Annotated in this window: 13 protein-coding genes and 4 pseudogenes; 7 read left to right on the top strand and 10 right to left on the bottom strand. The window is 35.5% G+C overall.

From position 1 onward, the window contains the following. Positions 1–257: 257 nt before the first annotated feature. The 6 genes from LQU93_RS07165 to rsmA form a co-directional block, all read right to left on the bottom strand. On the bottom strand, positions 258–608 hold the full coding sequence (locus LQU93_RS07165; protein WP_229933206.1) for a lipoprotein: 351 nt from the start codon (positions 606–608) through the stop codon (positions 258–260). A gap of 212 nt (positions 609–820) precedes the next feature. Beyond that, on the bottom strand, positions 821–1123 hold the full coding sequence (locus tag LQU93_RS07170; RefSeq protein ID WP_229933207.1) for a hypothetical protein: 303 nt from the start codon (positions 1121–1123) through the stop codon (positions 821–823). A 10-nt stretch (positions 1124–1133) separates the two neighbouring features. Further along, positions 1134–1898, bottom strand: a complete 765-nt coding sequence (locus tag LQU93_RS07175; protein ID WP_229933250.1) for a pseudouridine synthase — start codon at positions 1896–1898, stop codon at positions 1134–1136. 8 nt (positions 1899–1906) lie between these two features. Next, positions 1907–2875 (bottom strand): KpsF/GutQ family sugar-phosphate isomerase, encoded by a 969-nt coding sequence (locus LQU93_RS07180; protein ID WP_229933208.1) that lies wholly within the window; start codon positions 2873–2875, stop codon positions 1907–1909. 137 nt (positions 2876–3012) lie between these two features. Continuing rightward, positions 3013–5115, bottom strand: coding sequence for a ribonuclease J (locus LQU93_RS07185; protein ID WP_418884076.1), 2103 nt, complete (start codon positions 5113–5115; stop codon positions 3013–3015). Continuing rightward, positions 5084–5947 (bottom strand): 16S rRNA (adenine(1518)-N(6)/adenine(1519)-N(6))-dimethyltransferase RsmA, encoded by an 864-nt coding sequence (rsmA, locus tag LQU93_RS07190; protein ID WP_229933209.1) that lies wholly within the window; start codon positions 5945–5947, stop codon positions 5084–5086. The genes LQU93_RS07185 and rsmA overlap by 32 nt, the downstream gene beginning before the upstream one ends. Before the next feature lie 84 nt (positions 5948–6031). Between rsmA and hisF the strand changes: the two are divergent. The 4 genes and pseudogenes from hisF to LQU93_RS07205 form a co-directional block, all read left to right on the top strand. After that, positions 6032–6565: pseudogene (gene hisF, locus LQU93_RS10040) on the top strand (imidazole glycerol phosphate synthase subunit HisF); the annotation flags it as partial. A 12-nt stretch (positions 6566–6577) separates the two neighbouring features. Beyond that, positions 6578–7012: pseudogene (locus tag LQU93_RS10045) on the top strand (HisA/HisF-related TIM barrel protein); the annotation flags it as partial. Between the two features lie 76 nt (positions 7013–7088). Next, positions 7089–7775 (top strand): aspartate/glutamate racemase family protein, encoded by a 687-nt coding sequence (locus LQU93_RS07200; RefSeq protein ID WP_229933211.1) that lies wholly within the window; start codon positions 7089–7091, stop codon positions 7773–7775. Positions 7776–7864: 89 nt separating this feature from the next. After that, positions 7865–7951, top strand: a pseudogene (locus tag LQU93_RS07205) (imidazole glycerol phosphate synthase subunit HisF); the annotation flags it as partial. A gap of 45 nt (positions 7952–7996) precedes the next feature. On the opposite strand, the gene LQU93_RS07210 reads toward LQU93_RS07205, so the two are convergent. The 3 genes from LQU93_RS07210 to LQU93_RS07215 form a co-directional block, all read right to left on the bottom strand. Further along, positions 7997–8146: a hypothetical protein gene (locus tag LQU93_RS07210; RefSeq protein WP_229933212.1), complete on the bottom strand. Its 150-nt coding sequence runs from the start codon at positions 8144–8146 to the stop codon at positions 7997–7999. A 126-nt stretch (positions 8147–8272) separates the two neighbouring features. Beyond that, positions 8273–8356 (bottom strand): SEL1-like repeat protein, encoded by an 84-nt coding sequence (locus LQU93_RS10120; RefSeq protein WP_418884077.1) that lies wholly within the window; start codon positions 8354–8356, stop codon positions 8273–8275. Between the two features lie 285 nt (positions 8357–8641). After that, entirely contained in the window at positions 8642–8839 is a 198-nt protein-coding gene (locus LQU93_RS07215) for a hypothetical protein (protein WP_229933213.1), read from the bottom strand. Positions 8840–9685: 846 nt separating this feature from the next. Between LQU93_RS07215 and LQU93_RS09970 the strand changes: the two genes are divergently transcribed. The 3 genes and pseudogenes from LQU93_RS09970 to rlmN all read left to right on the top strand — a co-directional run. After that, positions 9686–9808, top strand: coding sequence for a hypothetical protein (locus LQU93_RS09970; protein WP_268250057.1), 123 nt, complete (start codon positions 9686–9688; stop codon positions 9806–9808). 94 nt (positions 9809–9902) lie between these two features. After that, complete coding sequence (locus tag LQU93_RS07220) at positions 9903–10580, top strand: purine-nucleoside phosphorylase (protein WP_229933214.1); 678 nt, start codon at positions 9903–9905, stop codon at positions 10578–10580. Next, a pseudogene (gene rlmN / locus LQU93_RS07225) lies at positions 10577–11689 on the top strand (dual-specificity RNA methyltransferase RlmN); the annotation flags it as partial. The gene LQU93_RS07220 and the pseudogene rlmN, both read left to right, overlap by 4 nt. Before the next feature lie 548 nt (positions 11690–12237). Here rlmN and LQU93_RS07230 read toward each other — a convergent pair. Next, the gene (locus tag LQU93_RS07230; RefSeq protein WP_229933215.1) at positions 12238–12930 is read right to left on the bottom strand and encodes an ion transporter; all 693 of its coding nucleotides are present in this window, start codon (positions 12928–12930) and stop codon (positions 12238–12240) included. Between the last annotated feature and the right edge of the window lie 2 nt (positions 12931–12932).

A 12932-nucleotide genomic window follows, 5' to 3' on the forward strand; every position in this document is an offset into this window, starting at 1 on the left:
TCACATCAAATTTATCTTCCATTTCTACCCTTTCAATAAATTTTTTCTAACCTTGCCAGTTGAAGTTTTAGGAAGTTTGTCGTAAAACTGCACTATACTTGGCACTTTAAACTTTGCAAGCCCCTTTTTACAATTCGATTGTGCCCTAAAATCGTAAATCGTAGGGAAATGATTGCTTAAATTTAGGCTAAATTTCCTAACTGCAAGGCTTGTTAAATTTAGCCTAACAACTGCCAATAGTTTTGCGGATAAAATAGCTACTCTACGTATTGTAGCTTTATCTCTTTTGCGCCCTTTGCTGGCGTGAGATAGCCAACGCCTTTGCTAAAAATAATCTTGATGCCATCTTTGCTTACAAGATATACTCCACTTGCATCACGCTTTAGGCTGTGCTTTTTGCCATTTGCATCGATCAAAACGGCAGTTTTAAACAGATCTTTTGATGTTAGCGTTATTTTATAAGATGCATCTTGTGTGGCGGTAAATAGTATTGTTTGAGGCTGTTGTAGCATCTTGGTGGCTACGCTATTTGTCTCTTGCTCGCTTGTGTCCATGGTGCAACCTGTTAAAAACGCAAGCGCACTTAACGCGATCAGAAATTTTTTCATACATTTTCCTTATTTTTATTTAAAATTATGTCAAAATATTATACATGAAGAGCAAATTTTGTCTAGGCTTGTTGTAAAATTTTTCTCACCGCAAGACTTGCAAGATTTAGCCCAAAAACTGCCAAGCTTTACACACCTTGGAAGTTCAGTGCTAAATACAACGTCAAAATCGCACAAAATTCAAGGTACACTGGAGTGCTTATTTGCTAAAATTATTTTAAAAATTTATTAAATTCTAAAATTATAAACTCGGATACATTATCCCATAATGTGATACTATCATTACGTATATTAAAAACTTTCCCATGATTTTTCTGTGATATATTTACCATTTGCGCAAAATTTTGTTTAAAAGTCTTTAGATTACAATGTTTTTCTAGTGTTGAAAACGAAACAGGTATTTGATTACAATTAGATAACCTCATAAATGTAATCAAAATTTTTGAGTTTATTTGGTTTGGATTTTTAAACCATTTTGGAATTCTGATATGTATTTTTTCTATTTCATCTTTCATGCTAAATCCTTTAATATCTAATTTTATTGGATTGTAAAAAATCTCTTAAGTCCTCGTATTCGCTTGTACTAAAGTATCGCCATTTGCCCTCTTTTAGCATGCCAAGCTCAACACGTCCAAATGCGACACGCTTTAGCTCGACAACTTCAAGGTCAAAATATCCAAAAAATCGCCTTAACTCGCGGTTTTGTCCTTCGTTTATTATCACGCGAAATTTAGTATATCCGCCACTTGAACCAAATATATCAAATGCAACAAATGGCTTAAAGTTCATCGACTTTATCTTGCTTTTTGCGTGAGCGCCCTTACTAGCATCAGCCGCAAAAAACCCCTCTCTCATCGCACTTTTTACCTCCTCGGTTATCTCACCCTTTACTTTTAAGTAATACTCTCGCTCGATGTCACTTTGCATAAGTGCCGTAGCAATCGCTGGAGCGTCAGTTAATAAAAGCAAACCTTCACTAGCAAAATCAAGTCGCCCAATGCTAATAAATTTTGAAAAACCACGTGGCAAGTTATCATATATCGTTTTTCGTCCGCGGTCGTCTTTTTTAGTTACTAGCTCGCCTTTTTGTTTGTTATAAACAATCATTGTAAAGTCCTTTTTAAGCTTTACAAATCGCCCATTTATCTTAACCTTGTCATCTTCACTAACACTAACACCCATGTCACTAACAACCCTGTTATTTAGCGTAACTTTGCCATTTTTTATAAGCTCGTCCGCTTCACGGCGTGAGTAGTTTGTGTTATGAGATATAAATTTATTTAGACGCATTTTTTGCATTATTTTAATCCTAACTCAAGTAGCTGATGAATGTGCAAATAGCCCTTGATTTTATTTTCATCATCGCATATTACAATGCTTTGAATTTTATATGTTTCTAGTAGTTTAAGAGCATCTATAGCAAGCATACTGTTATCTGTAATAACACGTGGATTTTTAGTAGCATATTTTAAAGCCACATCATCGATGCTAAAACTCTCACTTCCTAAAGCACGTCTTAAGTCTCCATCGCTTAATAATGCAGCTAACGTGTTAGTTTGCTTGTTAGTGATTAAAACAGAGCCTAATTTGCCATGAGTCATTGCATTTATCGCTATTTTTAAACTAACATCATCACTAACAATAGGCAGATTGTTAGTAAGCATTATATCTTTTACTTTTACAAATAATCTTTTACCCAAACTACCACCTGGATGGAAATTTGCAAAGTCTTCTACCTTGAAATTTCTCTTTTTCATCAAACAAACGGCTAACGCATCGCCTAACGCTAACGTTAGTGTTGTTGAGCTTGTCGGAGCCGCATTTAACGGACATGCCTCTTGCTTGATATTTAGCATGATAACGATATCACTAAAACTTGCTAAAGTGCTATTTTTATCTCTAGTCATACCTATTATTTTCACGCCAAATCTCTTAATATGTGGCAAAATTTTACTAAGCTCATCGCTCTCACCACTAAAACTTATAGCTAAAACAACATCATCTATACCTATCATACCAAGATCGCCATGCATGGCTTCTGTAGGGTGCAAAAAAAAGCTTGACGTGCCAGTACTTGCTAATGTCGCAGCTATCTTTGCTCCAATATGACCACTTTTGCCCACGCCAGTTACGACTACTTTACCTTTTGTAGCGTATATTAAATTTACCGCTTTTTCTATACTATCATCTAAATTTTGTGCATTTTGCAACAATTCGTTTGCCTCTAGCCTTAAAACATCTTGTGCAATTTTTATAAACTCACTCATTTTATTCCTTCAAGCCATAAAGGCTCTCGCTCAAACTTACATCTTATCACTATATTTTACTTTAATCAACCAACAAAAATAGTAAAAACTAAGTGAAATATAAAATTTCACCAAATTTAAATCCGCCAAACACTCTTTTACATTATGTATATTATCGGAACAATTGTTGGGTGTTTTTTAACTTTTCTAAAGATATGCTTACGTATCGCTTGTCTAATTTGACTTTCAAGCATTCTATTATCTTTTAAAAGCTCCTCTTTTACATTGCTTAAAAACTGAACTAAAATTTCTTGCATCTCACGACTAAACTCAGCATCTTGTCTATCTGCAACAAGTCCGTAGCTTATAACACGCGGTTTGCCAATTAGTTTATGTTCATGACTTGAAATTTGTGCGATTATCATCACGACACCAGCTTCGGCTAAATTTTGACGATCTATTACGACATCATCAGCGATTTGTTTGTTTATTTGATTATCTATAAATACCTTGCCAGTTTTTACAGTGCGAATGCGTTTTAGATATTTTTGACAAAGCTCCATCTGATCGCCATCGCTCATTAAATAGATATTTTTTTCATCCACACCACAGCTTATCGCTGTATCTTTATGCTTGGCTATGTGATTGTATTCACCATGAACTGGAAGGAAAAATTTCGGCTTTATTAGGCGAAGCATTAGCTTTTGCTCCTCTTGTGCAGCGTGTCCTGATACGTGAATCTCGCTAAATTCTTGATGTGCAACATTTGCACCTGATTTGATTAAGAAATTTAGCACTCTTGAAACGCTACTTTCATTACCAGGGATCGCTTTTGAGCTTATGATTATCTGATCGGTTGGCTTTATTTTTATATATTTATGCTCATCAGTTGCCATGCGATAAAGTGCTGACATTGTTTCGCCCTGAGAGCCAGTTGTCACGATAAGTACTTCATTATCTTTAAATTTACTAACTTCATTTGCATCGATAAAAATTTTCTTATCTAGTTTAATGTAGCCAAGCTCAATGGCTGTAAATAAATTTCGCTCCATCGATCTGCCTATGACACAGACTTTGCGATTATATTTTAAACCCCACTCGATAGCCTGATAAACTCTATGGATATTTGAGCTAAACGTACTCATTATCACACGCCCTTTAGACTTTGCAAATATCGTATCAAACGTCTTACCCACGCTACTTTCGCTTTTTGTAAAGCCATCTTTATAACTATTTGTGCTATCACTCATCAAGCACAATACGCCTTTTTCGCCATAGTGTGCCAAACGCCCCAAATCAGTCGGATAGCCATCTATTGGAGTGTGATCTATCTTAAAATCTCCCGTGTGAATTATCGTCCCAGCCTTTGTTGTGATAGCAAGTGCTGAGCTATCGATAACTGAGTGAGTTATATGTATCCACTCTATCTCAAAATCCCCTATTCTGTATGGCTTTCGTTTTTCAACTGAACGGAAAAAAGAGCGTTCGTTTTTTAAGCCATGCTCTTCAAATTTATTATTTATCATGCCAAGTGGAAGTGGCGTAGCATATATCGGAAATTTAAACTCTTTAAAAAAATATGGCACCGCACCGATGTGATCTTCGTGTGCATGAGTGATGATTATGCCATCAATTTTGTCTTTTATCTTTCTAACATAGTCAAAATCAGGTATAAGTATATCTACCCCATGCATTCCTTCACTTGGAAAACTCATACCGATATCTACTATGATGGCACTCGTATCTGTTTCAAACACAGTCATATTTCCGCCGATCTCGCCCAGTCCGCCAAGTGGTGTTATTCGGATTTTATGTTCGCTTGAGTTTAGATATTTTAGTGGCTCTAGTATTAGCTCGTGTGCCGCTTCGTTTGCTTTCATTGCACTTGCGATATCTTGTTGCCATGGTTCGTTGCCGTTTAGTTTGGCTGGCAGATTTCTCTTTGCTTTTTTGCTTTTCTTTTTTGACTCTTTTGTTTCACTGTTAGTTTCTGTGTTAGTTTGTTGTTTTGTGTTGTTAGTATTTTGATTTTTGTTATTTTGCTTATTGCCCTTGTTTTGATGATTTTGCTTATTTGAATTAGGTTTTTTGTTAGTGCTTGGTTTGTTAGTGTTAGTCTCTTGATTATCTGGTGCAAAAAAATTATCTATTACGCCAGATAAACTACTAGTATTAGCCATGTTTTTACTTTTATTTTTTGGACGAAATCTCTTTTTTTGTTTTTCACTATTATTTGATTTTGTCTCGTTGTTTTCGTTCATTGTCTTTCCTTATTAACTTATAAATTTCTAAATATAAGGCGACATTTGACTCATGTGGACGGATAGTGGCACTAAGATTTAGCTTTAAAAATATATCGCTTAATAAATTTTTATCAACACGTGAGCTTAAATTTTTAAACAATGTCTTTCTGGGACTACCAAAACAGACCTTTAAAAAGCTTTGAAATTTCTCATATTCGCTTAAACTATCAAACACTCCATCTTGTGCGATTAGCTTTTGCGTTTTGCTTATCTGAAAAACTGATGACACTACTTTTGGGGTCGGCTCAAAACACTCAGGGGCTACATCAAAAAGTAATTTGGCTAAGCCATTAAGATGTGCTAAAACACCAAGTGAGCTAAACTCACTCTCACCACCTTTACAGGTAAATTTAAGTGCAACCTCTTTTTGCACCATAGCTATCACACCGACACAAAGGTCATCTTTAAGTGCATTTAGCACCATTTTTGTCGCGACATAATACGGCAAATTTGCAACAATCATATAAGGCTTATCAAGCAAACTTCCCTGCTCTTGCCACGCTAAATTTGCATCTTTATGTATCAGTTTAAATCTCGCACCTTCTAGCTCATTTTTAAATTTTGCCTGAAGTTTTGGCACAAGCTCACCATCTATTTCGTAGCTTGTCAGTTCAAAACCGGCATTTAAAAGCCAAGAAGTCAAATCACCTAAGCCAGGCCCAATCTCCACAACTCGCCCACCAAAATCAGGCGTGGTTTGCTTGGGAATCGCTTGGATGATCTTTGCTAAGACGGAGCTATCTTTTAAGAAATTTTGCCCGAACTGCTTTTTTGCTTTTACTTTTTCCATGAAGCACGGATTGTATCTAAAAAATACTTACATAATAATTAGATAAGTGAAATTTGGATATTATAAAACCATAAAAGGATTAAAATGAACTATTTTGCAAAACGCATTATCCCCTGCCTTGATGTCAAAGACGGACGTGTCGTAAAGGGCGTAAATTTTGTAGGACTTGTCGATGCTGGTGATCCAGTCGAAGTTGCCAAACGCTACAACGCCGAGGGTGCTGATGAGCTGTGCTTCCTAGATATTACTGCCACGCACCTTGGAAACAAAACGATAGTCGATGTCGTGGCTCGTGTCGCAAAAGAGCTGTTTATACCACTAACCGTTGGTGGTGGCATACGCTCGGTCGATGATATCTCGGCTTTACTAAATGTCGGCTGCGATAAAGTAAGCCTAAACTCAGCCGCCATTCACAATCCAAAACTAATCGACGAAGCCGCGAAAAAATTTGGCTCTCAGTGCGTAGTTGTGGCTATCGATGCGAAAAAAATGGCTACGAAAAATTTAGCCCAAAATGCATTTGTAAAGCAAAATTTTACTGAAAATTCTGACTTTAAAATGGGATTTAATGAGTGTAAAAATTTAAATGAAAAAACCAGCAACTTAATAGCTAAAAGTGCCGTTTTAAATGGAGAAAATTCCGAAATTTTACTCACCCAAAATCTGGTAAAAAATTTAAGCAGTATGGACAGTAAAGCACAGCAAAAAAACAAACAAAATACCTATCACGTCTTCATAAACGGCGGTCGTGTAGATACTGGACTGGATGCCTTTGCGTGGGCAAAAGAGGTGCAAGAGCGAGGGGCTGGAGAGATCTTGCTAACCTCGATGGACGCAGACGGTACAAAGGCTGGATTTGAGCTAGAGCTTACAGGACAAATGAGCCGTGAGCTAAATATCCCAGTCATCGCAAGTGGTGGCGCTGGGAGTATGGTGCATTTTAAAGACGCATTTCTAGCTGGAGCCGACGCAGCTCTTGCGGCAAGTATATTTCACTTTAAAGAGATTGAAATTTTGGCTTTAAAGCGATATTTGAGCGAAAATGGCGTGAGTGTTAGGATTTAGCTTTGGGCTAGTTTTCGCATTTGAAACTTAAATTTCAGACGCTAAACGCCTAGGCAAAACTTCAACAAGGAAAAATATGAAAAAAATCGGACTTATCGCTGGAATGAGCTATGAATCAAGCGTGAGTTATTACATCGGCATAAACAGGCTTATAAACGAGCGTTTAGGCGGTTTAAATAGTGCTGAGATCTTGCTAAGTAGTCTGAATTTTGAACCTATAGAAAAAACCCAAAGGCAGAACGAGTGGCAAAAAGCAGGTGAAATTTTGGCAGGTCACGCGAAAATTTTAGAACTTGGCGGAGCGGATTTTATTCTTATATGCACCAACACGATGCATAAAGTCTATGACATAGTCCAAAACAGCGTAAAAATCCCCATCTTACATATCGCCGCAGCTACATTAACAGCCCTGCAAAATGCCAAAGTAAAAAGCGTTTTGCTACTTGGTACAAGCTATACTATGCGTGAAAATTTTTATAAAGAGGTGCTTATAAATGGCGGTGTAAATGTGGTAGTACCAAATGAAAATGATATGAAATTTATAAATGATACGATTTTTAATGGGCTTTGCAAAGGCGAGATCTCGCAAGTCGCCAAAAATCGCTTTTTGCAAATTATAAGATCTCACTCAAATGAGATTGGCGGAGTGATTTTGGGCTGCACTGAAATTGGACTTTTGATAGAGCAAAAAGACAGCGAAATCTTGCTTTTTGATACTACACAAATCCACATAGAGCAAGCTGTAAATTTGGCGTTGTCGTAAGTTTGGATTTATTTATACGATCCGCTTTTAGTTTTAGTTAAATTTCATAAAATGCCCTATTTTGCGAAATGAAAGACTAGCGCGCTCCTAGTGCGAGTATTTTTCACTTTAAGCAGATAGAATTTTTGGCTTTGAAGCGGTATTTGAGCGAAAATGGCGTGAGTGTTAGAGTGTGAAAATTTAGTGGATTTATAATTTTTTGGGCTAAAACTAGCCCAAAATCATTTTAGTATATCATACATATCGCAGACTTGTCTGCACTTATTTGCATCTGCTCCAAGGTCTAATACACTACCCATATCACATGCCTTTTTAAAGTATTCTTTTGCTCTTGTATTATCTTTGGCGAAGTAGTAATTTAAAATTATCACACACCAGCCACGCCTAATATCACACGCTCCACAAAAATAAGCAACATCTTTAACATGATTTATTTTACACTAAACCCATACTCATACATAATACCAATGTTACTACAAGCCACAGCATCTTTGCCATCACGCTTTGGCGTATAGCTCTAATGCCTTTTTATAGTCTTGTTTTACTCCTTGTTTATTATCATACATAAGTCCAAGATTAATACAAGCCTGAAATTTACCTTAATCATCTCGCTTTGCATTACACGCCTTTGTGAGATATTTAAAGTTTTTGCATAATATTCCAATACCTTGTTGATATACTAAACCAGCAAATAGGTATGGATGCGAAGTCACTCCATCCCATATTAAACATAAATTTTCTTAAAAAGGCAGCATATTGATTTGTACCAAAAATGCCAAAATAGGCAAAATAGCCAAACTCAAAAATATTTTTTCATTTTTTATCCTTATTGTTTTTTATTCATAATTAATAGTAATGCTTTTTATTTACTTTTCAGTCCTTTTCTCATTTAGTTTTTCTTTTTGATTTGTTACGAAAAATATAATCAATATACCAAACAAACACAAAATCATAAAAACCCATGTTATTATTTGCGTATCTTTTTCAGATATATAAATAGCAGTAACTATACTAGATAAACAACTCGTAAAAAACGATAATACATATTTTTCATACTTATCCATACGCTCTCCTTTATAAAATTTATAGTCTATATTTTACTCCCCCCCCCACTTAAAAATCACTAAATTTTTGTTTTTATTTTGTTTATGATTTGAGCTAAAAATTTGCGAAATTTATATTTAAATTTAGCCGCTTTCTATCATTTACAAAATAAATTAATAGCAAAAACCACTAGGTTGATAGCTAGAAGAGAGATAACTTTTAGTTTGTGTAACGTCAATCACACCAAAGTGATGTGTAATGCGATAAGACTGAGCGAAATTTTAATCTTAAAGTGATATTAAAATTAAGATTTAATTTAACAAAAAAATTTATACAAAATCGGACTTATAGGCGTAATGAGTTATGAATAAACCGTAAAATAAATGAACAATTAGGTGGGCTAAATAGTGCAGAAATTTTACTAAGTAGCGTGAATTTCGAAGAAATAGAGATATGTCAGTGAAAATAAATGGGATAGAGCTGGTAAATTTTTAGCTCATCATGTAAGGATTTTAGAGTTTGCTGGGACTAATTTTGTACTGATTTACACCAACACTATGCATAAGGTCTATGAAAATGTGAGCCAAGCTGTAAAAATCCAAATAATTCACATAGCTCGCTACACTAAAAGCATTACAAGCATAAGACGTCGATAAAGTCGGTCTTCTTGGCACAATACAATGAAAGGCGTTTTATAAAGATAGACTTACGCAAAACGGCATACAAGTTATTTTGCCAAATAAAAGCGAGATGAAATTTGTAAATGACATAATCTTTAATGAACTTTGTTTGGGCAAAATTTCAGCTACTTCGCGTGAAAATTTTTACAAATAATCTCAAATTTAAGCAAAAATGGTGCGAAGGGTGTGATATTAGGTTGCACTAAAATAAGGCTTGTGATAACACAAAACGACACTGACATAAAGCTTTTTGACACAACGATGATACATATAGACGAAGCGGTTAATTTGGCTTTGCTATCGGACTAAAATCATTTGCTTTATTCCTTAAAAATACGATGAATTTTACTTAGTTTTAGCCACTTTTTGCTATCATTGACTAAATTTAAGACGAAAGATAAAAATGAAAAGATTGATAGTGTGTGCTGGAGAGAGTGAGAGTTTTGATTTTGCTGTGCCAATCGGCATAGGGCTAGTGCAAAGTGGCATAAATCTGAGTGAAATTTTAACTAAACTCGCCCTTTTTGATGAGCTAAAAAGCTTTAAAAATAGTGATGAAAACTTAGCAAAAATAATACAAAGAGAGTGCGAAGCTGATACAAATATGGCTAAAATTTTAGCTGATTTTACCCCTAAAAACACAAAAAGTGAGCGAAATTTCTTGCCTAGTGAGATCATTTTCGTTGGCTCTGCTGGGCTGTATCAAAAGGGCGAGTTGTTTGAAATTTTTGAGAGCAAAAATGCTGCAAATATTGAAATTTCGCTACTTGACGATAAATCTTATGTGCCTGTTCCGCAAGATATTTTTAATGATGTTTCACAAGAAACATTCATAAACTCGTCAAATTTCATAACCAAAAACAAAGAGAGTGCCAAAAAGCTTTTTGAACTTGGTGCATATGCGGAAAATATGGAGTTTTTCGCTGTTCTTGCCACTGCACAGAAATTTGGTATAGATGCAAAAGGGATTTTTGTAGCGACAAATTTCTGTGACACAAACGCACATACCGAATTTGTGAAAAATCACGCCCTTGCAAAAGATATGCTACATAACTATCTTGAAGAGAAGGGCTTGATATGAAAAATATACTTGATCTTACTTTAAATGAGTTAGAAACGCTTGTAACGCCTAAATTTCGTGCAAAGCAAATTTATGAGTGGATATATAAAAAATACGCCGATAGCTTTGATGAGATGACAAATTTACCAAAAGAGTTGCGTGAAAATTTAAAAGAAAATTTCCACTTCGAGCCACTAAAATGTGTGCGAAGCGAAACTAGCCTAGATAAAAGCATAAAATATCTTTTCGAAGCGACCGATGGCTCACGCATAGAAAGTGTCCTGCTACCGATGAAAGAGGAGCTAACACACGAAGACGGCGGTATCAAACGCCACGCTCGTTACACTATATGCGTTAGCTCGCAGGTTGGCTGTCGCATGGGCTGTAGTTTTTGTCTGACGGCAAAGGGCGGACTTACGCGAAATCTAACTCCAGGCGAGATAGTAGGTCAAATTTTATGGATAAAAAAAGCAAACAACATACCATACGAACGCCGTATAAACATCGTCTATATGGGTATGGGTGAGCCACTTGACAACTTAGCAAATGTCGCAACAGCGATTAAAATTTTAAAAGAAAATGACGGGCTTGCTATCGCTGCGCGTCGCCAAACTATCTCTACAAGCGGTCTAGCCACGCAGATAAAAAAACTTGGAGAGCTAAACCTAGGTGTGCTTCTTGCCATCTCACTACATGCCACAACCGATGAACTACGCACAAAGCTAATGCCTGTGAATAAGGCGTATAACATCGAAGCCGTGATGCAAGCTGTGCGTGAGTTTCCAGTGGATATGCGTAAGCGAGTGCTGTTTGAGTATCTAGTCATAAAGGGGCTAAATGACAGCATAAGAGACGCCAAAACGCTTGTGAAGCTACTGCACGGTATCAAAGCTAAGGTAAATCTCATCTACTTTAACCCGCACGAAGGCAGTCCATACGCTCGTCCAGATACCCAAACGATGATAAAATTTCAAGACTATATGTCCGCTCATGGCGTTAGTTGCACAATCCGCCAAAGCAAAGGACTTGACATATCGGCGGCTTGCGGTCAGCTAAAAGAGCGAAGCAAGGAGCAGATAAACCCAAACGCTGTTAGTGCAAATCAAGCTAACATTAGTAAAAATGTTAGTAAAATTTCATCACAAAAAACTGCTAACAAAACAAGCCAAAAACAAAACTCACAAAAAGATAACTCCGTTAGTAAAAACTCAGCTAAAACATCTAAATTAACGCCAAACATTACTGCTAACAAAAAGTCTAACAAAGTCACTAGTGTTAGTAGTTTAAAAACAGCAAAAGATAAAATATCAAACAAAGCTAACACTAACAAAAGCGTAAGCAAAAGGAGCAAGGCGTGAGCGTTTTAGATATAGCACAGGTTGCGTTTTTAGCAGTTGTGGCGTTAGTAGGAGTTGGCTTTATAATAAAAGTCGTGCGAGATGAGAAAAAAGTTTAGCTACGCAAATTTAATCCTTATGAGTTAAACACAATTTTGTAGCCATAAAATAAAATGGCTACAAACCAAATCTACTAACATTTTCATGAACCATAAAATTATTTTACCAAACAAAAATACCAACAAAACCGATACAAATGAACTAAATTTATAATAGTGTCAAAAAACTACACCAAACAATAACCAGTAACAAGATACATCATGATGGTGTTTTACACAAAACTAAACGTTACTTTTTTGTTTTATCTCATCTAAACTATTTACAATAACAGCCACAATTAAATTTAACACAACAAAAGAAACTATAAAAATATAGCTAACAAACAATATCCATGCATATGGATAAAGCTTCATTATAGGTCTAACAACGCTCTCAGACCAACTTTCAAAAGTCATAATTTGAAAAAGTGTAAAAAAACTACTGCCTAAATCCCCAAAATACTCTGGAAACTCAGCTCCAAATAAATTTACGCACAATAATGCATACACGTAATAAAATACCATCAATACAATAATAACCGAAAACATAGCTGGTATAGTGTGTAAAATAGCACTGGTAACAAGTCGCATAGAAGTAAAATGAGAAAAGATTTGCAAGAGCCGTAAAACACGAAAACTTCGCAGTATTATATAACTTATAGAAAAAATACTAACACCAATAACAATTAAATCAAAAATATTCCAACCACGCTCTACTTTATCTGTAAAAAACTCAAGTCTATAAACATACAAACGTATAAAAATTTCAATCGTAAAAATAGTTAAACAAACATTATCTATCATGGCAAATAAAAACTCATATTTTCCAAGACTAGGTATGGTTTCAAGCCCAAAAACAACAGCATTTAGCATAATTACAGCAAAAATAAAGCTATTCCATAAATTTGATGATACGATTGTTTTAATATTTTGCATAT

Source organism: Campylobacter majalis, assembly GCF_905120465.1.
In the GTDB taxonomy this organism is placed as follows: domain Bacteria; phylum Campylobacterota; class Campylobacteria; order Campylobacterales; family Campylobacteraceae; genus Campylobacter_A; species Campylobacter_A majalis.

Excerpts from the sequence above, each read along its gene's own strand:
- LQU93_RS07215 (WP_229933213.1), bottom strand. The coding sequence starts at position 8,839 with ATGGATAAGTATGAAAAATATGTATTATCGTTTTTTACGAGTTGTTTA.
- LQU93_RS07185 (WP_418884076.1), bottom strand. The coding sequence starts at position 5,115 with ATGAACGAAAACAACGAGACAAAATCAAATAATAGTGAAAAACAAAAA.
- LQU93_RS07220 (WP_229933214.1), top strand. The coding sequence starts at position 9,903 with ATGAAAAGATTGATAGTGTGTGCTGGAGAGAGTGAGAGTTTTGATTTT.
- LQU93_RS07165 (WP_229933206.1), bottom strand. The coding sequence starts at position 608 with ATGAAAAAATTTCTGATCGCGTTAAGTGCGCTTGCGTTTTTAACAGGT.
- LQU93_RS07200 (WP_229933211.1), top strand. The coding sequence starts at position 7,089 with ATGAAAAAAATCGGACTTATCGCTGGAATGAGCTATGAATCAAGCGTG.
- LQU93_RS07175 (WP_229933250.1), bottom strand. The coding sequence starts at position 1,898 with ATGCGTCTAAATAAATTTATATCTCATAACACAAACTACTCACGCCGT.
- rsmA (WP_229933209.1), bottom strand. The coding sequence starts at position 5,947 with ATGGAAAAAGTAAAAGCAAAAAAGCAGTTCGGGCAAAATTTCTTAAAA.
- LQU93_RS07230 (WP_229933215.1), bottom strand. The coding sequence starts at position 12,930 with ATGCAAAATATTAAAACAATCGTATCATCAAATTTATGGAATAGCTTT.
- LQU93_RS07170 (WP_229933207.1), bottom strand. The coding sequence starts at position 1,123 with ATGAAAGATGAAATAGAAAAAATACATATCAGAATTCCAAAATGGTTT.
- LQU93_RS07180 (WP_229933208.1), bottom strand. The coding sequence starts at position 2,875 with ATGAGTGAGTTTATAAAAATTGCACAAGATGTTTTAAGGCTAGAGGCA.